The organism is Chryseobacterium shigense, from assembly GCF_014207845.1.
Taxonomy (GTDB): Bacteria; Bacteroidota; Bacteroidia; order Flavobacteriales; family Weeksellaceae; genus Chryseobacterium; species Chryseobacterium shigense_A.
Window position 1 is genome coordinate 321,489 of the sequence record NZ_JACHLC010000003.1, and the last position, 24,325, is coordinate 345,813.

The 24,325-nt window shown below is 37.8% G+C and carries 18 protein-coding genes and 1 riboswitch; of the genes, 16 read left to right on the top strand and 2 right to left on the bottom strand.

Annotation, left to right across the window (positions count from 1 at the left end):
* The first annotated feature begins 20 nt into the window (after positions 1 to 20).
* Both HNP36_RS14295 and HNP36_RS14300 read left to right on the top strand, forming a co-directional pair.
* Positions 21 to 1,343 (top strand): DUF58 domain-containing protein, encoded by a 1,323-nt coding sequence (locus tag HNP36_RS14295; RefSeq protein WP_184164908.1) that lies wholly within the window; start codon positions 21 to 23, stop codon positions 1,341 to 1,343.
* A gap of 112 nt (positions 1,344 to 1,455) precedes the next feature.
* Entirely contained in the window at positions 1,456 to 1,875 is a 420-nt protein-coding gene (locus HNP36_RS14300; RefSeq protein WP_184164911.1) for an OsmC family protein, read from the top strand.
* Positions 1,876 to 1,929: 54 nt separating this feature from the next.
* On the opposite strand, the gene HNP36_RS14305 is transcribed toward HNP36_RS14300, so the two are convergent.
* Positions 1,930 to 4,545: an MGH1-like glycoside hydrolase domain-containing protein gene (locus HNP36_RS14305; RefSeq protein ID WP_184164914.1), complete on the bottom strand. Its 2,616-nt coding sequence runs from the start codon at positions 4,543 to 4,545 to the stop codon at positions 1,930 to 1,932.
* A 186-nt stretch (positions 4,546 to 4,731) separates the two neighbouring features.
* Positions 4,732 to 4,838, top strand: a riboswitch (SAM riboswitch).
* A 58-nt stretch (positions 4,839 to 4,896) separates the two neighbouring features.
* On the opposite strand from HNP36_RS14305, the gene HNP36_RS14310 reads away from it, so the two are divergent.
* From HNP36_RS14310 to metF, 6 genes are all read left to right on the top strand, one after another.
* Entirely contained in the window at positions 4,897 to 5,835 is a 939-nt protein-coding gene (locus HNP36_RS14310; protein ID WP_184164917.1) for an alpha/beta fold hydrolase, read from the top strand.
* A gap of 1 nt (position 5,836) precedes the next feature.
* Positions 5,837 to 7,375 (top strand): ACT domain-containing protein, encoded by a 1,539-nt coding sequence (locus HNP36_RS14315; protein ID WP_184164920.1) that lies wholly within the window; start codon positions 5,837 to 5,839, stop codon positions 7,373 to 7,375.
* A gap of 88 nt (positions 7,376 to 7,463) precedes the next feature.
* On the top strand, positions 7,464 to 8,624 hold the full coding sequence (locus HNP36_RS14320) for an O-succinylhomoserine sulfhydrylase (RefSeq protein WP_184164923.1): 1,161 nt from the start codon (positions 7,464 to 7,466) through the stop codon (positions 8,622 to 8,624).
* Positions 8,625 to 8,694: 70 nt separating this feature from the next.
* The gene (locus tag HNP36_RS14325) at positions 8,695 to 9,705 is read left to right on the top strand and encodes a homocysteine S-methyltransferase family protein (protein WP_184164926.1); all 1,011 of its coding nucleotides are present in this window, start codon (positions 8,695 to 8,697) and stop codon (positions 9,703 to 9,705) included.
* Between the two features lie 319 nt (positions 9,706 to 10,024).
* On the top strand, positions 10,025 to 12,685 hold the full coding sequence (metH, locus tag HNP36_RS14330) for a methionine synthase (RefSeq protein ID WP_184164929.1): 2,661 nt from the start codon (positions 10,025 to 10,027) through the stop codon (positions 12,683 to 12,685).
* Between the two features lie 48 nt (positions 12,686 to 12,733).
* Positions 12,734 to 13,693 carry a methylenetetrahydrofolate reductase [NAD(P)H] gene (metF, locus tag HNP36_RS14335; RefSeq protein WP_184164932.1) on the top strand — a complete coding sequence of 320 codons (960 nt, stop codon included), beginning with the start codon at positions 12,734 to 12,736 and terminating at the stop codon, positions 13,691 to 13,693.
* 52 nt (positions 13,694 to 13,745) lie between these two features.
* On the opposite strand, the gene HNP36_RS14340 is transcribed toward metF, so the two are convergent.
* Positions 13,746 to 14,900, bottom strand: coding sequence for a hypothetical protein (locus HNP36_RS14340; RefSeq protein WP_184164935.1), 1,155 nt, complete (start codon positions 14,898 to 14,900; stop codon positions 13,746 to 13,748).
* A gap of 89 nt (positions 14,901 to 14,989) precedes the next feature.
* Here HNP36_RS14340 and folE point away from each other — a divergent pair, with 89 nt between their 5' ends.
* The 8 genes from folE (at position 14,990) to HNP36_RS14380 (ending at position 24,307) form a co-directional block, all read left to right on the top strand.
* Complete coding sequence (gene folE / locus HNP36_RS14345) at positions 14,990 to 15,658, top strand: GTP cyclohydrolase I FolE (protein ID WP_184164937.1); 669 nt, start codon at positions 14,990 to 14,992, stop codon at positions 15,656 to 15,658.
* 3 nt (positions 15,659 to 15,661) lie between these two features.
* Positions 15,662 to 16,093, top strand: coding sequence for a DinB family protein (locus tag HNP36_RS14350; RefSeq protein WP_184164940.1), 432 nt, complete (start codon positions 15,662 to 15,664; stop codon positions 16,091 to 16,093).
* A 121-nt stretch (positions 16,094 to 16,214) separates the two neighbouring features.
* Complete coding sequence (gene cysS, locus HNP36_RS14355; protein ID WP_184164943.1) at positions 16,215 to 17,681, top strand: cysteine--tRNA ligase; 1,467 nt, start codon at positions 16,215 to 16,217, stop codon at positions 17,679 to 17,681.
* 265 nt (positions 17,682 to 17,946) lie between these two features.
* Entirely contained in the window at positions 17,947 to 19,113 is a 1,167-nt protein-coding gene (locus HNP36_RS14360) for a T9SS type A sorting domain-containing protein (protein WP_184164946.1), read from the top strand.
* Positions 19,114 to 19,259: 146 nt separating this feature from the next.
* Positions 19,260 to 21,914: a 4-alpha-glucanotransferase gene (locus tag HNP36_RS14365; protein ID WP_184164948.1), complete on the top strand. Its 2,655-nt coding sequence runs from the start codon at positions 19,260 to 19,262 to the stop codon at positions 21,912 to 21,914.
* A 139-nt stretch (positions 21,915 to 22,053) separates the two neighbouring features.
* A complete protein-coding gene (locus HNP36_RS14370) occupies positions 22,054 to 23,052 on the top strand; it encodes a hypothetical protein (protein ID WP_184164951.1) in 999 nt (332 codons plus the stop codon).
* 169 nt (positions 23,053 to 23,221) lie between these two features.
* Complete coding sequence (locus HNP36_RS14375) at positions 23,222 to 23,671, top strand: hypothetical protein (protein ID WP_184164954.1); 450 nt, start codon at positions 23,222 to 23,224, stop codon at positions 23,669 to 23,671.
* Between the two features lie 126 nt (positions 23,672 to 23,797).
* Entirely contained in the window at positions 23,798 to 24,307 is a 510-nt protein-coding gene (locus HNP36_RS14380; protein WP_184164957.1) for a ferritin, read from the top strand.
* The last annotated feature ends 18 nt before the right edge of the window (positions 24,308 to 24,325 follow it).

Below are 24,325 nucleotides of genomic sequence, written 5' to 3' on the forward strand. Positions count from 1 at the left end.
AATCCCTAATTCCTGAAAATATGAAAAACCTATACATCAATACACGCTTTTTCTTTTCGCTCATTGGAGTGGGGATCATGTATGTCCTTGCATTTTTCTTCCCGGTTCTGATGTGGGTTGCTCACATTCTTTTGCTGCTGTGTTTTCTTGCGGTAATGGTAGATTATCTTTTATTATTTAATCAGAAGAATGCATTGTTTGCCCAAAGAATACTCCCGGAAAAACTATCCAACGGGGATGAAAATTTTGTGAAAATTGATATTAAAAATAACTACGGTTTTAAGATCAGTACGAAAATCATTGATGAAATTCCGTTTCAGTTCCAGAAAAGAGATTTTCTGATTACAAAAGATATTGAATCCGGCAGGAATACTTATTTCCAGTATAGCCTTGAACCTAAAGAAAGAGGAGAATACAGCTTCGGAAACCTGAATGTGTATGCTTCTTCACCATTAGGATTTGTAGCCAGAAGATTTAATTTCCAGAAAGATGCTATGCTGCCTGCTTATCCGTCTTTTGTTCATCTCAGAAAATATGAACTGATGGCATTGCAGAGTGAATTTATGTTGGGCGGAATCAAAAAGATCAGAAAACTGGGGCATACCATGGAGTTTGAGCAAATCAAGGAATATGTTCCGGGAGATGATATCAGAACCATCAACTGGAAAGCCACATCTAAAACAAACAGGTTGATGGTTAACCAGTTTCAGGACGAGAAATCTCAGCGTATCTTTATTCTGATTGATAAGGGAAGAACGATGAAGATGCCTTTCAACGGTCTCAGTCTGCTTGATTATTCTATCAATGCAGCAATGGCCCTGTCTCATATTATCCTCAAGAAAGGCGATCGGGCCGGAATGATGACCTTCTCTAAAAAAACGGAGAACAAAGTTGCTGCTGAAAATAAATCAGGACAGCTGAAAAAGATATCGGAAGCATTGTATAACATTAAAACCGACTTTTTTGAAAGTGATTTTAACCGCCTGTATCAGGATGTAAAATATTCTCTGAACCAGAGGAGCCTTGTTCTGCTTTTTACCAACTTTGAAACCCTTGACGGATTAAACAGGCAACTGAAATATCTCCGCGGTATTGCCAAAAACCATCTGTTGGTCGTTGTATTTTTTAAAAACTCAGAACTGCATACCCTTATCAACAAAAATCCTGAAAGTATGCAGGAAATCTATGATGAGATCATTGCTGAAAAATTTGAATTTGAAAAGAAACTGATCATTCAGGAACTGAGGAAATATGGTATCTATACGGTATACACTTTGCCTGAAAATTTAAATATTGACGTTATCAATAAATATCTTGAGATAAAAGCGCGGGGAATTTTATAATTTTGTATAATAAATCTAATGGTCTCCATCACGGCTAAACTGATTTTATATAAATGATACAATCAGTTACCATTCTGAAAGGAACTTAAAAATTTTACAATAAAATTCGAAAATGAAAATAACACTAAACAGAATAAACGAGGACTTTTTATTCGAATGTACCAATTCCCAAGGGAATTCAATTCTTTTGGACAACACTTCACAGCCAGGTGCTAAAGGAGTTTCTCCTATGGAAAGCGTACTGATGGCCGTAGCCGGATGCAGCGGAATAGATGTGGTCTCTATCCTGAAAAAACAGCGTCAGGAAATTACCGGCTTCCAGGCAGAAGTAGAAGGAGAAAGAATTCCTGTAGATGATGCAAAGCCATTTAAATCCATTAAAGTGAAGTTTCTTTTGGAAGGAAATATTGATCCTAAAAAAGCATTAAAGGCAGCTGAACTGTCTTTTGAAAAATATTGTTCCGTATCAAAAACTTTAGAACCGAATGTAGAAATCGGGTACGAAGTTCTGGTTAACGGAGAGAAAGTTTAAATCTTTTTTTAATTGATATGAAGAGTCCGGCCCAAATAGGCCGGACTCTTCATTTTATACAGTTAATCTCGGTTTCATAAGCTTGGCAACTGTTGCCGTCCATCCTGTCTGATGGGAAGCTCCTACGCCACGACCATTATCTCCGTGGAAATATTCAAAGAAAGTAATATAATCTTTAAAATGCTCATCATAATTGAATTTGGCATTGCCTCCGTTAAAAGGTCTTTGTCCATCTTCATCCTTTAAAAATAACGAACACAGTCTTCTGCTGATATTCTGCGCCACTTCATCAAGGTTCTTTTTCTCGCCGCTTCCGGTGGGGAATTCCACTTTTAAACTGTTGCCATAATAAAAATGAAAACGCTGTAAGCTTTCCACAATAAGGAAATTGATCGGGAACCAGATAGGTCCTCTCCAGTTGCTGTTGCCCCCGAACATACGGCTGTCACTTTCTGCAGGAGTATAATACACCACATTTTCAGTACCATGAACGGAGAATACGAAAGGATTTTCCTCATACACTTTAGACATTGCCCGGATTCCGTAAGAACTTAAAAATTCTTTTTCATCAAGCATTCTGTTTAAAACCTTTGTCAGTCTGTTCTTACGAAGGATACTCATCAGGTGTTTTCTGCCCTGTCCTTCCTCATCCCAGTGAGAAACCAGTTTTGTAAGTTCAGGCTTGTTTTTCAATACCCATTCCATTCTTGCCTGGAAATTGGGCATCTTTTCCAATAACTGATGGTCTACAATTTCTACAGCAAACATCGGGATCAGTCCTACGATACTTCTTAATTTCAAGGAAACACTTTCTCCGTTACCAAGCTGCAATACATCATAGAAAAAGCCGTCTTCCTCATTCCATAAACCTTCTTTGCCATCACCCAGGTTTTCCATCGCTTCCGCGATATAGAGGTAATGTTCGAAAAATTTAATGGCCATATCTTCGTATACCTGATAATACTGAGCAAGTTCCATAGCGATTCGCATCATATTAAGAGCGTACATTGCCATCCAGCTTGTTCCGTCAGCCTGCTCAAGATGCTGGCCGTCTTTCAGTTCCATATTGCGGTCAAAAGCCCCGATATTATCCAGACCAAGGAAACCCCCGCCAAAAATATTCTTGCCGTTTTTATCCTTCCTGTTTACCCACCATGTAAAATTCAGGAGGAGTTTCTGGAAGACTTTTTCAAGGAATAAAAGATCAGGCTTGCCGTTCTGTTTTTCATCAATTTTGAAAACACGGAAGCAGGACCACGCATGTACCGGTGGATTTACATCGCTCAGGTTCCATTCATAAGCAGGAAGCTGGCCATTCGGATGCATGTACCATTCCTTTGTTAAAAGCAGAAGCTGTCCTTTTGCAAATTCACCGTCAATAATGGAAAAAGGCACACAGTGAAATGCCAGATCCCATGTTGCATACCACGGATATTCCCATTTATCAGGCATAGAGATAATATCCTTATTGTGGAGATGGTTCCATTCTGTATTTCTTACATATTCATTGAAATTTCTCGGAGCTTCATGGTTGGGATCGCCTTTCAGCCATTTGCCCACATTATAATGATAGAACTGTTTATTCCACAGAAGCCCTGCGAATGCCTGCCGTTGCACATTTCTTTCATCCTCATTTGTGGTTTCGCTTTGGATCTCATTATAGAATTCATCTGTTTCTGCAGATCTTGCACTGAAAATTTCGTTGAACTTATCAAAAGGCTCATCCATCTCATCCGGGCACAGCCTGAAATCAAACGTTTTGGATTGTCCGGCTTCAATTATTTCGTCAATGATGAAAGCTGCTTTGGTTCCTCTTTTTTCCGGATTTACCGTATTGCTTTCATAAATAATATGATCGTTGATTCCGTCCTTAAAATAAGTATTTCCGGGATAAGGGGCTCCATATAATTTGGGAGTATTGGTCTCATTTTCGCAGAAAGCACTTTTTGCAGCAAGATTCCTTGAGTAGAATTTCTTAATCGAAATGCTGTCATGCTTAATGTCAATGCATCCATCGTATGAAGCATTCATTTCACCTTTATATGTGTTGTATCCCCATTTCCAGTTATTTCTGAACCATGCAGCCGGAGTGATAACGATAGGGGCATCCTGACGGCTTCTGTTATGAACAGTTACCCTTGCAAGAATATCGTTGTGATCAGCCTTACAGTATTCAATGAAAATATCGAAGTATTCATCATTGTCAAAAATTCCCGTATCAAACAGTTCATATTCAGGCTCCTTTTTGCTCCGTCTGCCATTTTCGGTAACAAGATCGTCATAAGGAAATGCATTGATAGGGTATTTATACACCATTTTCATATAACTATGGGTAGGTGTATTATCTAAATAGTAAAAAATCTCTTTGATATCCTCCCCGTGGTTACCCTGCGGATTGCTCAGTCCAAAAAAACGTTCTTTTACAATTTTATCTTTTTTATTCCAAAAGGAGAAGGCAAAACAGAGAATCTGCTTCACATCGGAAATTCCTGCGATTCCTTCTTCGCCCCATCGGTAGGTATAACTTTCTGCATTATTATGGTTGGCGTAATGCCAGGCATTTCCGTTCGGGCTGTAGTCTTCACGCACATTTCCCCATTGCCGGTTACTTACGTATGGTCCCCAGTTTTTCCATTTGGGATCTAGTAATCTTTCTTTTTCAACAGTCATATTTCATCACTTTTTCAGTACGAAGGTAGTTTTTTTGAAAAATAATTCCAATTCCTTTCATCTGAATAATTATTAATATATCCTTGAAATACTTATCAATAAAGCTTTTTTAAATATTAAAAATAATTTTTTTAAATATTAAAAGAAAAAACATATCTTTGCAGTGCGTTCATTCAAATATTGAAAATGTTATCAAGAAAGGTTGAGGGATTAGACCCTATGAAACCTTAGCAACCCTTTGTGCAAGCAGAGAAGGTGCTACGTTCTACCAATTTATATTGGACAGATAACTCACTGAAGTTCTTTTCAGCCATTTCCTGTGGCATTTTCAATTGTATTAAAATAATAGAATTGAAAACAGAACTAAACTATATTAATCTTTCGTATCAAACCGGTTCCCAAAAGGAATACAATATCCCGCTGACCTATCAGATCTTCGGGAAAGACCTGTTTTCAGCACCCGTTATACTGGTAAATCATGCTTTAACCGGGAACTCAAACGTTTCTGGAGAAAAAGGCTGGTGGAAAAAACTTATCGGGGAAAATCAGGTAATTGATACCAATATATATACAGTTCTGTGTTTCAATATTCCCGGAAACGGATATGATGATTTTTTAATTGATGAATACGAAGATTTCACCTCTTCAGATATTGCACAAATATTCCTGAAAGGTCTTGAAGCTTTACATATCAAAAATTTATACGCCATTATCGGAGGTTCCCTCGGAGGAGGAATTGCCTGGGAGATGCTTGCAAAACAGCCGCAACTCTCGGAGATATTTATTCCTATTGCCTGTGACCTTAAAACTCATGACTGGCTTCATGCACAGTGTCTTGTTCAGAAATTTCTGCTTAATGGAAACGATGAGCCTCTGCAGAAAGCAAGAATCCATGCTATGTTGTGTTACAGGACCCCTCAATCTTTAAATGACAGATTTCAAAACAGATACGATCAGAAGAATCAGAGGCTTGAGTCTGAAGACTGGTTGGTTTATCATGGAAATTCATTAAACGAAAGATTTAGTTTAAAATCTTACAAGCTGATGAATCATTTGCTCATGAATATCAATACCGAAGAAGAAAAACTGGAAAAAATCAGTTCCCGAATTCACCTTATCGCAGTAGATACAGATTTGTTTTTCCCTGCTTCAGAAATGCGAATGTGCTTTGAACAGCTGAAAGAGAAAAACAAAGAGGTTTTCTATCATGAAATACAGTCAATTCACGGGCATGATGCCTTCCTAATGGAATACGAACAATTAAATACTATCATAAAAAATATTTTGTAGAATGAGAAATGCTAACGAAATAAAGTTTTTAAAAAACAGATCAATCATTAAGTTTGAAGGAGAGGATTTCCTGGGTGAAATCGGGATCGACGGAAGAATTTTTAAAGCGCTTACTTTGGCACGCATCAGTGTTGGAGTAATCTCTCAACAGGCCATTGAAAACGGAATATCCATTCTGGTCAATGAGGCAGATGCAGAAAAAGCAGTTACCTGTCTGATCGATGAGTTTGAGGCAGAAAGAAAATCAGGAAAAGTTTCACAGATATACAGTATTAATAACGTTTCCGTACTCGGTTTTGTAGCGGAAGATTTTAATAAAGTTCTTGCAGAGCTTGCAAGGAATAATGTTTTTCCGCTTCTTCTGAACCAGGTTGCAGCCGAAAAGAGAGTTAATATTGTGGTTACCTCTTCTCAGGACGAGAAAACGAAAAATATCATTGAATCCGAAATTTTCAAAAAGCCTAAAACCGTTCACCTGGCAATCATAGGACATGGAAACGTTGGAAAGACTTTAATAGACCAGGTTTTACAGTCCTCTGAAGAAATCAAAAGACGTAAAAAAATAGATCTTAAGGTAGTTGCAGTGGCCAACTCAAGAAAGATTGCATTCAACAAAAAAGGATTTAATGAAAACTGGAACGATGAGGTTTTAACAGCAGAACACTCATCAAATGTTGAAGAACTGATCAGTTTTTCAAAAGAAAACCAACTGGAAAACCTTATTGTAGTGGACAATACGGCAAGCAAAGATTTTGTAAAGAATTATCATGCGCTGGCCGAAAACGGCTTTGATCTGGTTTCCTCCAATAAAATATTCAATACCCTTCCTATCGAAGAATACCGTAAACTAAGATATACGTTGAGCAAAAACAACAGACGCTATTTATATGAAACTAATGTAGGAGCAGGGCTTCCATTGATTGATACGATAAAATTATTACATCTTTCAGGAGAAAATATCACGAGAATAAAAGGCGTGTTTTCCGGATCGTTGAGCTATATCTTCAATAATTTCTCTGTGAGAAATGATAAGTTCTCAACCATCATCGGAGAGGCAATGGAAAAGGGATACACGGAACCCGATCCGCGTGAAGACCTTTCAGGAAATGATGTCGCAAGAAAACTTCTGATCCTTGCCAGAGAGCTGGATCTGATCAATGAGTTCCAGGATATCAATATTCAGAATTTAATTCCTGAAAACCTGCTTTCCATTGATAAAAATGAGTTTGTTTCAAGGCTTGAGGAGTTGGATGATGAATATCAGAGAATTAAAGAAGAGCAGCAATCGGGGCACGTGCTTCGTTATGTAGGTGATCTTCACGGTGACCTTCAGAAAGATAAAGGACAACTGGATGTGAAATTGGTTTCCGTACCCGGAAGTTCAGCTTTAGGTCAGTTAAAAGGTTCAGATTCTATCTTTGAGATCTACACGGAAAGCTATGGTGAAAATCCTATTGTAATTATGGGAGCCGGGGCCGGAGCCAAAGTAACGGCGAGAGGAGTTTTCGGGGATATTTTAAGAGTAAGTGAAACTAAATAACTAATATAACAATTTAACAATGTGCCAGTTTACCAATAATCTTATTGTTACATTGATAGACTGATACATTGTTACATTTTAAAACTATATGGAAAATTTTGAAACATCAGCGATAAGAACACAGACTGAACGAACACAGTTTGACGAACATTCAACGGCATTATACCTTACATCCAGCTTTATTTTTCAGGATGCTGAAGATATGAGAGCCAGTTTTGCTGAAGAAAAATCTAAAAACCTCTACAGCCGTTTTTCAAACCCGAATGTAACTGAATTCACGGATAAGATTGCAAAAATGGAGGGAGCTGAAGCCGGATATGCATTTGCAACAGGAATGGCGGCTATCTATTCAACATTTGCTGCTTTACTGGAAGCAGGTGATCACATTGTTAGCTGCCAGTCTGTATTTGGGTCTACCCATACTTTATTTACAAAGTATTTCCCGAAATGGAACATTGAAACTACTTATTTCAAAGCAGAAGATGCTGAAAATGTAGAGCGGTATATTAAACCCAATACTAAGATTTTATATCTCGAAACACCTACCAATCCTGCCATTGAAATTCTTGATCTTGAGTTTTTCGGACAGATTGCTAAAAAGCATAACCTGATATTTATCGTAGATAACTGTTTTGCAACGCCTTATCTTCAGCAGCCCATTAAATATGGTGCAGATGTTGTTGTGCATTCTGCAACGAAGCTTATTGACGGACAGGGAAGAGTGTTAGGTGGAGTTGCGGTAGGAAGAGAAGATATGATCAGAGAGATTTATCTTTTTGCAAGAAATACAGGACCTGCAATGTCGCCTTTCAACGCATGGGTACTATCCAAAAGTCTCGAAACACTGGCTATCCGTGTTGAAAAACATTGTGAAAATGCTTTGAAAGTAGCTGAGTTTTTGGAAAATCATCCTAATGTAGAACTCGTAAAATATCCTTTCCTGAAATCCCATCCGAGTTATGAAATCGCTAAAAAGCAGATGAAGCTTGGTGGAAATATTGTAGCCTTCGAAATTAAAGGAGGAATAGAAGGAGGAAGAAACTTCCTGGATAAAATAAAACTCTGCTCACTTTCTGCCAATCTGGGAGATACCAGAACTATTGTAACACATCCTGCATCAACTACTCATTCAAAACTGACGGACGAGGAAAGAAATGAAGTAGGAATTACCGCAGGTTTGGTTCGTTGTTCAGTAGGTCTTGAACATGTTGATGATGTGATAGCAGATCTGAAACAGGCTTTAGATTAATCAATAGGAATGGGATTTAGCCCATTTAATCAATGGTAACACAAAAATGGCTTTAGCCAAAATATATAAAATGAAAAATTCAGAACAACTATACAAAGCATTATCCGAGAGAATTTTAATTCTTGACGGAGCTATGGGAACCATGCTTCAGCGTTATAATTTTGAAGAAGAGGATTACCGTGGCGAACGTTTCAAAGACTGGGAACATCCGGTAAAGGGAAACAATGACCTGCTTTCCCTTACGCAGCCTCAGGCAATTGAAGAAGTTCATAAGAAATACCTGGAAGCCGGAGCAGACATTATAGAAACCAATACGTTCTCCGGAACCACTATCGCGATGGCAGATTATCATATGGAAGATCTGGTATACGACCTGAACTATGAATCAGCTAAGATTGCCAGAAAAGCCTGTGATGAATTTACCACTAAAAATCCAGACAAACCAAGATTTGTTGCCGGCTCCATAGGACCTACGAACAGAACAGCAAGTTTAAGTCCGGATGTAAACGATCCGGGATACAGGGCAATTACCTTTGAAGAGTTGAGAGTAGCTTATAAACAGCAATGTGAAGCTTTACTTGACGGAGGCTCAGACATTCTTCTGGTAGAAACCATCTTTGATACCCTGAATGCAAAAGCAGCCCTGTTTGCCATTGATGAAATTCAGGAAGAAAGAAACATAAAAATTCCTATTATGGTTTCCGGGACAATTACAGATGCCTCAGGAAGAACTTTGAGCGGACAAACCGCTGAAGCGTTCCTTATATCGATTTCGCATCTGAACTTACTGAGTGTAGGTTTCAACTGTGCATTGGGTGCGGATCAGTTGACCCCATATCTGGAAACGCTGGCACATAATTCAGAATTTTATGTTTCAGCTTATCCGAATGCAGGACTTCCGAACGCTTTCGGAAAATATGATGAAACACCGGAAGATATGGCAAGACAGATCAAAGAATATGTAGAGAAAGGATTAATCAATATCATTGGAGGGTGCTGTGGAACAACCCCTGATCACATTAAAGCAATAGCAGATCTTGTAGCGCAGTATTCTCCAAGAAAATTGAAGAAATTTGCATAATTTGATAGGTTTTTTAATTAAAATAAAAAATAAGTGCTTGATTATAAATGTTAACTTTAAGTAAGTCACAAAATTTAACATTATGGAAAAGTCTGGTTACTGAAAAAATTCAGATGAGATAAAACTTTTATAAAAGTAAAAAGACCGAACTCGCTCTTATTGTACTATAATAGAGATCACGGAAGAAATAGAAGAATTAGCAAAAAAACACAATGTAACCTGTAAAAGGGTTCCAATATGTACCGCATCAGGTAAACATACAGATCTGCTCCGGCAGAATGCAGACAATGCCTATTATATTTAGAAGAATAGACAAATAATGAAATATTTAAGATTATCCGGCCTTGAGCCCCTTATTATAACCCCCGAAAGTAATTTCATCAATGTTGGTGAAAGGACCAATGTTGCCGGGTCCAAAAAATTTTTAAGACTGATAAAAGAGGAGAAATTCTCTGAAGCACTCGATATTGCCCGCCATCAGGTAGAAGGTGGTGCACAGATTCTTGATGTTAATTTCGATGACGGATTGATCGACGGAAAAGCCTCCATGATCAAATTTCTGAATCTGATAGCCTCAGAACCGGATATTTCAAGAATTCCTATCATGATAGACTCTTCCAAATGGGAGATCCTGGAAGCCGGACTTCAGGTAGCACAGGGTAAATGCGTAGTCAATTCCATCAGTCTGAAAGGAGGTGAAGAAGAATTCATCAAGCAGGCAAAAGCTGTTAAAAGATACGGTGCAGCAGTAATCGTAATGGCATTTGACGAAACCGGCCAGGCAGATAATTTCGATCGTAGAATTGAAATTTCAAAACGGTCCTATGATATCCTTGTTAATCAGCTTGGTTTCCCTGCCGAAGATATTATTTTCGACCTGAATATCTTCCCGGTAGCCACAGGAATGGAAGAGCATAGAAAAAATGCCGTAGATTTCATAGAAGCGACAAGATGGGTAAGACAGAACCTTCCTTATGCTTCCGTAAGCGGTGGCGTTAGTAACGTGTCCTTTTCGTTCCGTGGAAATGATACTGTAAGAGAAGCGATGCACTCAGTATTCCTTTACCATGCCATTCAGGCTGGTATGAATATCGGGATTGTAAACCCTTCCATGCTGGAAGTATATGACGAGATCAATAAAGAACTTCTGGAACTCGTAGAAGATGTGATTCTTGACAGAAGAGACGATGCTACGGAAAGACTTCTGGATTATTCCGAAAAGCATAAATCCGTTAAAAAAGAAATAGTTGAAGATCTCGAATGGAGGACAAGGCCTCTGCAGGACAGAATTACCCATGCCTTGGTAAAAGGAATTGACCGTTTTATTGAAGAAGATGTAGAAGAAGCCCGGAAACAGGCTGCCAAACCGCTACATGTTATTGAGATTAACCTCATGACCGGGATGGGTGTTGTGGGAGACCTTTTCGGAAGCGGAAAAATGTTCCTGCCACAGGTTGTAAAATCGGCAAGAGTAATGAAAAAAGCAGTGGCTTATCTGCAGCCCTTTATTGAAGCAGAGAAAGACGGATCAAGACCAGCCAACGGAAAAATCCTGATGGCAACGGTAAAAGGAGATGTTCATGATATCGGGAAAAATATCGTAAGCGTAGTATTGGGCTGCAACAATTATGAAATTGTAGACCTCGGTGTAATGGTTCCTGCAGAAAAGATTATCCAGACAGCCATTGAAGAAAAAGTAGATGTGATCGGATTAAGCGGATTGATTACCCCAAGTCTTGATGAAATGGTATACATCGCCTCCGAACTCGAAAGACAAAACCTCAATTTTCCTTTACTGATCGGCGGTGCAACTACTTCCAAAGCCCATACCGCGGTAAAGATCGATTTGAAATATAAAAATGCTGTAGTCCACGTTAACGATGCATCCAGAGCGGTAAATGTAGTAAGTTCATTGTTGGGAGACAGAAACAAAGACTATGTTTCAGAGCTTAAAGACGAATATTCTGATTTCCGTGAAAAGTTTCTGAACAGACAGGTTGATAAAGATTATGTCTCCATTGAGGAAGCAAGAGAAAACCATTTCTCTGTCGATTGGGCAAATGAAGAAATTTTCACACCGAATAATTTAGGTGTAACTGTAATCGAAGATCAGGACTTAAATGAATTGCTTCCGTTTATCGACTGGTCTCCATTTTTCAGAAGCTGGGATCTGCACGGAAAATATCCGAATATTTTAGAAGATGAGGTCGTAGGAACCCAGGCTAAAGAATTATTTAAAGATGCTCAGGTTATTTTAAAGAGAATTCTTGATGAAAAGCTGTTAAAGGCAAAAGCTGTATTCGGAATTTTCAAAGCGAATTCCAATGAAACGGATGATGTTTTAATCTTTAACGAAAATAATGAAGAACAAGCAAAGTTTTTAACCTTAAGACAGCAGGCCCAGCGTTCAAAAGGAAAAGAATATTTAGCGTTAAGTGATTTCATTGCTCCACATACATCCGGCAAAACAGATTATGTAGGAGCTTTCTGTGTCACTACCGGTTTCGGAACAGATGAACTGTCAGAAGAATACGAAAAGGCAAACGATGATTACAACGCCATCATGGTAAAAGCCCTTGCCGACAGATTTGCAGAAGCTTATGCCGAATTTCTGCATAAAAAAGTAAGGACGGAATATTGGGGCTATGCCAATCAGGAGAATTTAAGCAATGAAGAACTGATCGCAGAAAAGTATAAAGGAATCCGTCCAGCTCCGGGATATCCTGCCTGTCCGGATCACTTGGAAAAGAAAACCATCTGGGACCTTTTAAAAGTGGAAGAAAATACAGGAGTTTTCCTGACTGAAAGTCTGGCCATGTTCCCAACAGCATCAGTTTCCGGATATTATTTCGGAAGCCCGCATGCCAAATATTTCGGTCTTGGAAAGATTACAGAAGACCAGCTTAAAGATTATGCAGAAAGAAGAGGCTGTAGCATTCAGGAAGCAAGAAAGTGGTTGTCTCCCAATCTGGCAGATTAAAAATATCATCAACTACTATTAAAGCTAAAATAATAACTAAACTATAAAATGAAGATCACTGAACATATTAAAAATGCAAATGGGAAAACCTTATTTTCACTGGAGGTAGTTCCGCCTCAAAAGGGAATCGGCATCGAAGATCTGTATACCAATATAGATCCGCTTATGGAATTTAAGCCCCCTTTCATAGATGTAACCACATCAAGGGAAGAATATATTTACATTGATAAAGGCAATGGACTTATGGAGCGCCGTATCACCAGAATGCGTCCCGGGACCCTCGGAATCTGTGCCGCCATTCAACATAAATATAATGTAGATACCGTTCCACACCTGCTTTGCGGAGGGTTTACCAAAGAAGAAACTGAATATCTGCTTGTAGACTGTATGTATCTTGGAATAGATAATATTATGGCCCTGAGAGGGGATGCCATGAAGGGACATCAATACTTTGAGCCAACACCGGGAGGTCACGCCAGTGCCATGGATTTGGTTCACCAGATTAATGATTTGGGAAGAGGAAAGTATCTTCACAATGAAGAGGAAGCCTGTGATGAGCTTAATAAATTCTGCATAGGCGTAGCCGGTTATCCCGAAAAACACATGGAAGCCCCTTCCATGAATTATGACCTGAAATGGCTCAAAGAAAAAGTGGATGCCGGGGCAGATTATATTGTTACCCAAATGTTTTTTGACAACAAAAGATTCATTGAATTTGTGACAAAAGCCCGCGAGATGGGTATTACAGTTCCTATTATTCCGGGAATTAAACCTATTGCAACAAAAAAACATCTTAAGATTCTGCCGCAGGTATTCAAGATAGATCTTCCTGAAGAACTCATCAACGAAGTGGAAAACGCTAAAAATAATGAAGCTGTAAAACAGATCGGGGTAGAATGGGCTATTGCCCAATGCAAGGAACTTCTGGACTTTGGAGTTCCTGTGCTGCACTTTTATTCTATGGGGAAAAGCGATAATATTAAAAAAGTAGCTGGCGAGCTATTCTAATAAAGTATCAAAATGAAAGGAGCCCTGCTGTTCAACAGCAGGGTTTTTATTTTTAAAGCATAGGATGTCTTTCAAACTCCTTGTTGCGGTCGAATAAATACCGGTAAGTAGCCAGTTTTCTGGTGACAGTGGTATCCAGGCTTTCCGCTATTTTGATCATTTTAGGATTAAAATCTCCTATCCATTGAAGTTCAGTGGTTTTAAAATCAGTATGCTTTCTCAGATGCTGGGTTCCTTCCCAGATCATATAGCCGTCAATTCCTTTCTTTTGCCATTCCGGGATAACACCAAATACCAGGCCCACCATTTTCTCATTCTTTTTGAATTGCTTTATCCACAAAAATTTGAGTTTTTCCATAATTCCGAATGCACCGTTCAGATATTTAAACCATTGGTTTACATCCGGAAGATTCATCCACATGGCAATCGGCTTCTCATTTTCATACACGAACCAGGAAATATGTTCATTGATAATAGGCTTCATGGTTTTGAACATTTTCAGAACCTTTGATTCTTCCAGCTGCTTTCCCTCACCATGACCTGCCCATGCCTGATTATAGATCTCTGTAAAATCCTTTGCAAACTTAGGAAGTTCATTTTTCTTCATTGGTCTTGCAGAAATTGCCGGATTCCTGCTGTGTTTGGTATGCATCACGGTAAAAATTCTTGAAACTTCAGCAAAAATTGGTCTTGAAAAGCAAAGCTGCTCAAAATAGATTTTAAATCCATAGTTTTCAAAAAGCTCTTTATAATAAGGAAAATTGTAATTCATTCCGAATAGCGGTTCTGCAAAGCCTTCCGTCAGAAGTCCCCAGAATTTATCACGTTCTCCGAAATTAATTGGCCCGTCCATGGCTTCCATTCCTTTATTTTTAAGCCAACTTGAGCAATGGTCAAAAATAAAATCAGCGGTTTCCTGATCATTGATACAGTCGAAAAAACCGAATCCTCCGGTAGGCTGCTTCTGCTTATAAAGCTCGGATATAAAAACTGCGACTTTGCCTACTGTTTCATTCTGTTTGTTTTTAAATAAGAATCTTGCACATTCTCCGTTCAGGAAAGATTTATTCTTTTCAGGATCGAAAATCTCTTCAATATCCTGATTTCTGGGTCTTATATAGTTTTTGTCTTGCCGGTAAAGCTGGGCGGGAAATTCTAAAAATTCCTTTTTCTGTTTTTCGTTCTGTACTTCTTCGACAATAATCATAGGCTAAGTTGAGAATGGATAATGTTTTTCGTTCAAAATGAAATTGATGAACAGATTTTATCCGTATTTTTGTTGCAAATTAAATAAAAATGGTTGATTTTACTGATAACGACGATGATATTTTCACTGGAAAAGAACATACGCCTATAAGGAAAGATGCTTTTGATAAATCGCCAGAGGAAAAAATAGAAAAAATTACCGAACTTTTTGGTGAAATTATGCAGACGCTGGGAATGGATATGACGGATGATTCTTTAAAAGATTCCCCAAGACGTGTTGCCAAAATGTACGTGAATGAAATTTTTGGAGGGCTGCTTCCTGAAAACAAGCCGGGAATTTCCACTTTTTCCAATAAATATAAATACCGCCAGATGTTGGTGGAAAAGGATATTACCGTGTATTCTTTCTGTGAACACCATTTTCTGCCGATTATAGGAAGGGCTCACGTTGCCTATATTTCAAACGGTGAAGTGATAGGTCTTTCCAAGATCAACAGGATTGTGGATTATTACGCGAAAAGGCCACAGGTTCAGGAAAGGCTGACCATGCAGATTGTAGATGCTTTGAAAGAAGCGCTGGGAACAAAAGATGTAGCCTGTATCATTGATGCAAAGCATTTGTGCGTTAACTGCAGAGGAATAAAAGATACGGCAAGTTCTACCATTACCGCAGAATTAAGTGGTATTTTCAGAACTAATCCTATCACCAGGCAGGAATTCCTGCATTATGTGGGAAGTCATGCGAAATTAGATTATTAATAAATGAACTATCAGATTCTAAAAAATATTATTGATACCGAACTGCAGAGATTTGAAACCATTTCTGAAGAAGAATGGTCATATAAAATCTCTCCGGAAAAATGGTCTAAAAAAGAAATTTTAGGGCATCTTTGCGACAGTGCATTCACCAATATCCGAAGATTTGTAGTGACACAATATAAAGAGAACGACAATATTGTTTACGATCAGGATTTTTGGGTAAAAGCGCAGCATTATCAGAATATTCCCGTTTCGGAAATAATTGTCCTTTGGAAATCTCTGAATTTTCAAATGGTTCATACGGTAGAAAATATTCCTGATGAAGCCCTGAAAAGAACCTGTGATACCACAAAAACAGTTCATCAGGCCTTTACATTGGAGTATATTATTCAGGATTATGTTGATCATCTTCAATATCATCTAAAAGCAATTTAATAATGGTAATATTTAAAAAAGTTTCAAATAAAATTTTTCTCACAACAATTATTTGTTGCGGTTAGAATTATTTTAACTAATTTTTAAATCCTTTAATCATTGAATCTTTTAATTTAAAAAAATGCAATTAAAATTATATAACTCCCTTACAGGAGAGAAAGAAATATTTAAACCGATTTTAGAAGGAAACATAGGAATGTATGTCTGCGGACCGACCGTGTACAGCAATGTACACTTGGGAAATGTAAGAACATTTCTTTCCTTTGATTTTATATACCGTAGCCTGATGCATTTGGGGTATAAAGTAAGATATGTAAGAAACATCACCGATGCAGGCCACCTTACAGACGACGGAAATGTAGATAACGACAGATTCGTGAAGCAGACCCGCCTTGAAAAGCTGGAACCTATGGAAATCGTACAGAAATACACGGTTGATTTTCATAAAGTGCTGGAAATGTTTAACCTTCTTCCTCCCAACATTGAACCTACAGCAACCGGCCATATTGTAGAACAGATTGAGCTTACGCAGAAACTTATTGAAAGAGGTTTTGCCTATGAAAGCAACGGCTCCGTATACTTCGATGTTCTGGAATACAATAAAAGAGGCCTGAATTACGGTGAACTCTCAAAACGTAATATCGAAGAGCTTTTTGCCAATACCCGCGACCTTGACGGACAGGGCGAAAAGAAAAACCCACAGGATTTTGCACTGTGGAAAAAAGCTTCTCCTGTACACATTATGAGATGGAATTCTCCATGGGGTGAAGGTTTCCCGGGATGGCACCTTGAATGTACTGCAATGAGCACTAAATATTTAGGTGAAAAATTTGATATCCACGGTGGAGGTATGGACCTTAAATTCCCACATCATGAATGTGAAATAGCACAGGGAAAAGCATGCAACGATATTGCTCCGGTTAATTACTGGATGCACGCTAACATGCTGACGATGAACTCCCAGCGTATGAGTAAATCTACAGGAAATTATATCCTTCCGATGCAGTTGGTTACCGGAGAAAATGATTTCTTTGAAAAACCTTTCCATCCTTCTATCGTGCGTTTCTGCTTCCTGCAGGCACATTACAGAAGTGTGCTGGATATTTCCAATGATGCGATGATTGCCAGTGAAAAAGGCTTCATCAGGTTAATGGAAGCCGTTAAAGTATTGAATTCTGTTGCTCCGGATAATGAAAAGCAGTCTGAATTCAGTCTTCAGGAATGGAAAGATAAATGTTATGATGCTTTAAATGATGATTTCAATTCTCCGATCCTGATCGCTCACTTATTTGAAGCCGTAAAATATATTTTCGCTTTAAATGACGGTAAAGAGACAATCTCTTCAGCAGGTCTTGAAGATCTGAAATCAACTTTAAATGCTTTTATATATGATGTTCTTGGACTTCAGAATATAGAGGAAAACAATAACGAAAAGCTTGACCAGACTTTAAAAGTTTTAATAGAACTGAGAAATCAGGCAAGAAAATCAAAAAACTTCGAACTTTCAGACCAGATCAGGGATAAACTGCTCGCTGAAGGTATTGAATTGAAAGACGGAAGAGACGGAACAACCTACGTTCTGAACTAAACTTCCCAATAAATAATATAGCTCCCACAGACTATGTAATCTGTGGGAGTTTTTTTGTTTGGTGGTGGAAACTTATTTTCACAATTAAAACTTTTGCGTTTAAAAAAATCATCATAATCATAAAAATTAGAGTTATCATAATATCAGTGTTTATATTAAATGATTGTAAATGTTATGCAAATAGTATTATTTTTTTGTGATTCAATATGTAAATTGTGTAACTTAGTTATACTAAAATGATTACGAATCTAAATTCTACTATTGTATGAAAAAACATTTATTCCCTCTTTTCCTGCTTGTGTTGGGTGCCAATGTCCAGGCACAGCAGGACTTTTTTGCGATTGCCGGAAAAGACACTTCCAGCATAGTTTTTAGTGATTTCCGCGTTATGGATGCCGCGAGCGGGGCTTCCGGAGAGAAAATATTTTCGGCAGATGCTGCTCCAAAAGTTTTTTCCCAGGAAAGAAAAGGCCCTGTATTGGAAGATAAAAACTCTTACAACAATTCCCAGGCAGTGACAATGGCGGCTCTGGCCTACGATCCATCAAACAATAATTTGGTGTATATGCCAATGTTTTCGTCAAATATTTATGTTTTGAATGCCAAAACTAAAGAAATCACCCTTGTGGAAAATACCGTTTCAAAAGTCACTTCCTGTGATATCAATTCTCACATAACAAGGATGGCTACAGGATATGACGGAAATATTTATGCCCTTAATAATGCAGGTACACAACTGTTGCAGATCGGTAAAAAAGGCGGTCAGTATACGGTTAGTGATCTTGGTATTATCAAAGATGATGCTTCCAACGGGAAATATTCATTTACGGCAATGGAAACCGGCTTTGGCGGGGACATGATAGCTGATGCTGAAAATAATTTTTATGTTTTCTCAGCTTCCGGAAATGTTTTTAAAGTCATTGCAAAAGAATTGAAAGCGAAATTTGTAGGAAAAATTTCAGGAATTCCTGATAGTTACTCAGTGAACGGTTCCGCTGTTAATTCTAGAGGAAAAGTAATCGTTGCAAGTGCCAAAGGCGATAACTTATATGAAGTGGATATGCAAACCCTTCAGGCGAAAGCTCTTCCGGGTGGAGAAAAACCGCATATTTACGATCTTGCGAGCAAATACTTTATCAATGACAGAGCTTCTTCAGTCAGCACACTGGCAAATATCGATATCTATCCAACCAGAGTAGACGAACATTTCATCAACGTTACTGCAAATGATAAAGCTGTTAAAGGCAATCTGAGTCTCAGTATTTTTGATATTTCCGGTAAAAATGTGATGAAGCAAAACCTGGCAGTAAAAGACAATTCATTGAATCAGCAGGTTTATCTTAAAAATCTGGTTAGCGGAGCATACCTTGTAAACATTGCAGATGAATCCGGTAAAGTAATACTGAATAAAAAAATTCTTGTTACAAAATAACAGTTTAAACTATTTTGAGGATAAATAAACTCCAATAAAAACTAAAACCTTTTCAAGTTATTTTGGAGAGGTTTTTTAATGATTATTTGATCTTCAATAAATTTTGTTTTTCGATATTAAAATGTATTTTTATAAAAAAAATATAGATGAAGTTATACTTTAGTGTAGGATATAATGTGAAGGCCGGACAGAATCTGCAGCTATTGATTGTAGATAGTGAAGGTGCTGCTGTCCAGACTCATACCATGTTTTATGCAGAAAACGGCATATGGAAATGTGAAGTAGATTATTTTTCAAAATCAGTTTCATATAAATATCAGATTGCAGACGAAAAAGGAGTTATCCTGAGAGAAGAATTTGTCCTGCACCACCTTAATTTCCCTCACAACTATAAGGAATTTGTCATTTTTGATGAATGGAGCAATAAAAATTTCCCTGAGAATTATTTAAACAATAAAATTCTTTATAATAAACTCAACCAGTTTGTTCCTGAAAAAGCTGCAGTTTTAAAAAAGCATACCCATTTATTCAGGATTGAAGCGCCTGTTTACAATCCGGACTGGGAAATTGCCCTATTCGGAAGTACGGCTTCTTTAGGAAACTGGAATTACGATAATGCAATCCGTCTTTTACAGACAGACTTTGGAATCTGGGAAATCTCTCTTGAAATTCCTGAAAACGAATTTATCCAGTTTAAATACTGTATTTACAGCAAAAAAGAAGGAAAAATTATTGACGTTGAAACCGGTGAGAACAGGTTCACTGTTGCCAATCAGCTTAAAGATGTGCTGCAGATTGTTTCCAGTCATTACTTTAAATTTAAGTCTTACCAGATGTATCATGATGCTGGTGTGGCAGTTCCTGTATTTTCCCTGAGAAGCGGGGACGGTTTTGGAGTTGGAGAATTTTCAGATATTAAGAAACTTGCTGACTGGACTAAGGAAACTAACTTGGGAATTATCCAGATCCTTCCGATTAATGATACAACTGCCAATTATTCATGGACAGATTCTTATCCTTATGCGGCTGTTTCTGTCTATGCTCTGCATCCGCAGTATATTTCCCTGGAAAACCTTAATTTTGCTTTACCGGAAGAATTAGTTTCTGAATACCAGGCTGAAAAAGAAGCGTTAAATGCTCTTGACCTGATTGATTATGAAAGAATGATCGAAAGCAAATGGAAATTTTTAAAAGCTGTTTTCAATGCAGAAAAAGAAAAGATCTATAAAGACAGGAACTTTAAGAAATTCATAAAGGATAACGATTACTGGCTTACTCCTTATGCCGCATTCTGTGTGCTTAGGGACAAATATAAAACCCCGAATTTCAACGACTGGAAAACCCATAAAAAATATATAGCAGGAAAAATCTCACAGTTTTTTACTCCAAAAAGTAAAGATTATGATGCTTCCATGCTTCATGCCTGGGTACAGTACCAGCTTCATTTACAGTTGAAAGATGCCGTAGATTATACCCACAGCTTAGGCGTTTCCTTAAAAGGGGACCTTCCGATAGGAATCTACAGGCATTCAGTAGAAGCATGGACAGAACCTGAGCTTTTCGGAATGGATTTTCAGGCGGGAGCACCACCGGACCAATTTACAGAGTTGGGCCAGAACTGGGAATTCCCGACGTATAACTGGGAAGCCATGAAAGAAGACGACTACCGCTGGTGGAAAAACAGATTCAAAGCCCTTGAACAGTATTTCGATGCCATGAGGATCGACCATATCTTAGGGTTTTTCAGGATATGGAGAATGCCGATTTCCGCTACACAAGGGATTTTAGGGTATTTTTATCCTGCAGTTCCTATTGTTCTTGATGAATTTAAAGCAAGACATATCCCTTTTGATTTCAACAGATATTGTAAGCCTTACATCAATGAAAGAATCCTGTGGGAATATTTCGGGGAAGAAGCCAATAAAGTTTTTGAATTTATCAACAACAATCATAACGGAACATATTCATTTAAAGAAGAATTTGATACTCAGAGAAAGCTTGCGGAATTTTTCAAAAAAAATCCGAGAGGTTTTATTGAAGAAAAACTTATTTCCTTATGCGCCAATGTTTTATTCCTTACCGAAGAAAGAAACGGTGAAACGGTTTACCACCCAAGATTTAATGTGTACAACACCGATTCCTATAAAAACCTTTCAGAATGGGAAAGAAAAGCAATATACGAGCTGTACCATGATTACTTCTTCAGAAGACAGGATCATTTATGGTATGAAAAAGCAATGGAAAAACTTCCGGTTATCCTTAACGCAACAAAAATGCTCATCTGCGGTGAAGACCTTGGCATGGTCCCTGCCTGTGTCCCTGTTGTAATGGATGAACTGGCTATCATTGCGCTAAAAGTACAGCGAATGCCATCGGAGAATATTCCGTTTTACAATCCCAAAAAAGCTGATTATATGAATGTGGTAACAGCCTCTTCACATGACAGCTCCACATTGAGACAATGGTGGAAAGAAGATCATGCATTAACCCAGAAATACTTTAATCAACAGCTTGTTCAGTACGGTAAAGCTCCCGGTGAAATGGATTCCCATATCGCTGAAATCATCATGAAACAGCACCTTTATACTGAAGCAATGCTGGCCGTTTTCCCGATTCAGGAATTTCTGGCTACCGATCCGGAACTTACCAATTCGAATATGGATAATGAAAGGATCAATAATCCAGCAGTTTTCCCTCATTACTGGCGGTACAGAATGCATGTAAAGCTTGAAGACCTTACAGGCAGGGAATCCTTCAATGAAAAAATTGCCTATTGGATAAAAGATAGTGGAAGAATGTAAATTTAACATCTGATTATCAATTAGTTAATTGTAAATTAAAAGAAGTTTGATCTTAGGATTTAACTTCTTTTTTGTATTTATATCCAAAAGATAGAATAGAGATATTCTACTATATACTAACCAATTAACGACTATAGAGATGAAAAAAATATTTTTGGGATTAGCTTTGGGACTGGCAGCTTTGTCTTCCGCCCAGCAGTATCCAAATAACGGATGGGGGGACGACGGATATTATCAGAATGGGAATGGATACGGAAACGGAAATGGAGACGGTTATTATAATGATGAAGATGACAAAAATTATTTCCCGGACGATTATTATTATAACTATCCGCAGGATTATTATCCAAATGATTATTACCAGGGATATTATAATGACTACAGGAACAGCATCGTCAATATCAACTGGAATGTTTTCTTCAGAGACAACAGGTTAAACCAGTGGCAGATTGATCAGGTTTTAAGGCTTAATAACTTATATGTGAGCTTTTCTACATGGGATAACTTTTACAGATACAATCCGGACAGATGGTATTATGACAGATTCTATGCATTACAAAGAATTTTAGGGCCAAGAGTATTTGTAGTTTTCCAAAACAATTATTACCGCGGAATGAGCCCTGTTACTTACTTCCAGAACTACAGAAGAACATATTATACACCAAGATATGCAGTAATGCCAAGATACAGAAATGTAAATATCAATGTATATAGAGTAGACAGAGCAAGATTTGGAAGAATGAACAATCCAACCCTGAATGTGGTAAGAACCAGCAGCAGACCGGACAATGGTTTTAGAAATTCCGTAAGAGAAGGCAGTGCAGGAGGTTTCCGCGGACAGGCTGGTAACAACGGATTCCGTAATGATAACAATGGAGTAAGAAATAACGGAGGATTCAGAGGTAATTCTGAAAATAATGGAAATCGCGACGGATTTGGAAATAATGGAGGTTTCAGAGGAAACAGCAATGAAGCAAACAGAGAAAGAACCCCGCAAAGAGAAAATAACAGCGGTGGATTTAGAGGAAACGGAGGAGGTTTCAGATCTGAAAGTTCATCCTCAAGACCACAGAACAACCGCAGCAGTGAAAACAGAAGTAGCGGTGGTTTCAGAAGCCGTTTGGCAAGTAGCAGATAATAATTTTCATATATTATATTTAAGTGGTGTGAAGGGCAGATTTCAGGATCTGTCCTTTTTTTATTACTTTAATATTAAAATTTAACATTTTTTATGAATATTTCGGTTTAACTTATCTTTTAACTAATAATCAAAAAGATGTATAACAATTAATTAAATATTTTTTAAGATGAAAAAATTAGTTTTAGCAATAGCATTTATCGGAATAGGAGGTTTTGCAATGGCACAACAGACAACAACTCCACAGGACAAACAGGCAAGAAGAGCAGAAATGCAGCAAAAAATGCAGCAGAGAGAACAGGAGCACCTGGATCAGATGCAGAAAGATCTTAATTTGAACCAGGCTCAGGTAGCTCAGATCAAAGGTCTTCATGAAAAAAGAAAGTCTGAAATGAAAGCTGACTTTGAAAAAAATAAAGTAGCAAGGCAAGCCAAAATGGAAGATATGAAAGCTAAAAAAGCTCAGATGGATGCAGACATGAAGAAAATTCTTACCCCTGAACAATATGATAAATGGCAGGCTGACAGAAAAGCTAAAATGGAGCAGAGAAAGACGGCAATGAAGGATAGAAAAATGATGAGAAAGCCTATGAATAATGATGCTCAGATAGCAAAATAACAATTCATAATTTTGATTTTTTAATGTGGAAAGGACGGGTTTACTCCCGTCCTTTTTGTATTAAATTTCATTAAAACTTTTGATTTCGGGCTTTTATTGCGTATTTTTGACTATAAATTTATACTTATGATCAGCGAAAAAATTGCAACGTTAATTAACGAACAAATAGCTCACGAACAATATGCCGCACAATATTATCTTTCAATGTCTGCCTGGTTTTCAGGAAAGGACCTTGACGGAATTGCGAATTATTTCAGAGTTCAGAGCAAAGAAGAATTGATGCATGCGGATAAAATGTTTGATTTTTTAAATGACGTGGGAGGGGAAATCATCATCGGGGAAATTGCAAAACCCCCGCATGAGTTCGAAAATGCTACCGATATTTTTGAAAAAGCATTGGAACACGAAAAGAAAGTAACCAAAAGTATTTTCAACATTGTGAAAAATGCTAATGATGAAGGCGATTTCGCAACAACTTCATTCCTTCAGTGGTTCATTAACGAGCAGGTAGAAGAAGAAGCAAGTGCTTCACAATATGTTACAAAGATTAAGATGGTTTGCGACAATCCGTCTGCATTATATCTTTTCGATCAGGAATTGGCTCAGAGAGTTTTTACGCCCGATCCTACAGCTTAATTAAATTATATTGTAATG

Coding starts and splice junctions, on each gene's coding strand:
- HNP36_RS14295 (WP_184164908.1), top strand. CDS start 21: ATGAAAAACCTATACATCAATACACGCTTTTTCTTTTCGCTCATTGGA.
- HNP36_RS14300 (WP_184164911.1), top strand. CDS start 1,456: ATGAAAATAACACTAAACAGAATAAACGAGGACTTTTTATTCGAATGT.
- HNP36_RS14305 (WP_184164914.1), bottom strand. CDS start 4,545: ATGACTGTTGAAAAAGAAAGATTACTAGATCCCAAATGGAAAAACTGG.
- HNP36_RS14315 (WP_184164920.1), top strand. CDS start 5,837: ATGAGAAATGCTAACGAAATAAAGTTTTTAAAAAACAGATCAATCATT.
- HNP36_RS14320 (WP_184164923.1), top strand. CDS start 7,464: ATGGAAAATTTTGAAACATCAGCGATAAGAACACAGACTGAACGAACA.
- HNP36_RS14325 (WP_184164926.1), top strand. CDS start 8,695: ATGAAAAATTCAGAACAACTATACAAAGCATTATCCGAGAGAATTTTA.
- metH (WP_184164929.1), top strand. CDS start 10,025: ATGAAATATTTAAGATTATCCGGCCTTGAGCCCCTTATTATAACCCCC.
- metF (WP_184164932.1), top strand. CDS start 12,734: ATGAAGATCACTGAACATATTAAAAATGCAAATGGGAAAACCTTATTT.
- HNP36_RS14340 (WP_184164935.1), bottom strand. CDS start 14,900: ATGATTATTGTCGAAGAAGTACAGAACGAAAAACAGAAAAAGGAATTT.
- folE (WP_184164937.1), top strand. CDS start 14,990: ATGGTTGATTTTACTGATAACGACGATGATATTTTCACTGGAAAAGAA.
- HNP36_RS14350 (WP_184164940.1), top strand. CDS start 15,662: ATGAACTATCAGATTCTAAAAAATATTATTGATACCGAACTGCAGAGA.
- cysS (WP_184164943.1), top strand. CDS start 16,215: ATGCAATTAAAATTATATAACTCCCTTACAGGAGAGAAAGAAATATTT.
- HNP36_RS14360 (WP_184164946.1), top strand. CDS start 17,947: ATGAAAAAACATTTATTCCCTCTTTTCCTGCTTGTGTTGGGTGCCAAT.
- HNP36_RS14365 (WP_184164948.1), top strand. CDS start 19,260: ATGAAGTTATACTTTAGTGTAGGATATAATGTGAAGGCCGGACAGAAT.
- HNP36_RS14370 (WP_184164951.1), top strand. CDS start 22,054: ATGAAAAAAATATTTTTGGGATTAGCTTTGGGACTGGCAGCTTTGTCT.
- HNP36_RS14375 (WP_184164954.1), top strand. CDS start 23,222: ATGAAAAAATTAGTTTTAGCAATAGCATTTATCGGAATAGGAGGTTTT.
- HNP36_RS14380 (WP_184164957.1), top strand. CDS start 23,798: ATGATCAGCGAAAAAATTGCAACGTTAATTAACGAACAAATAGCTCAC.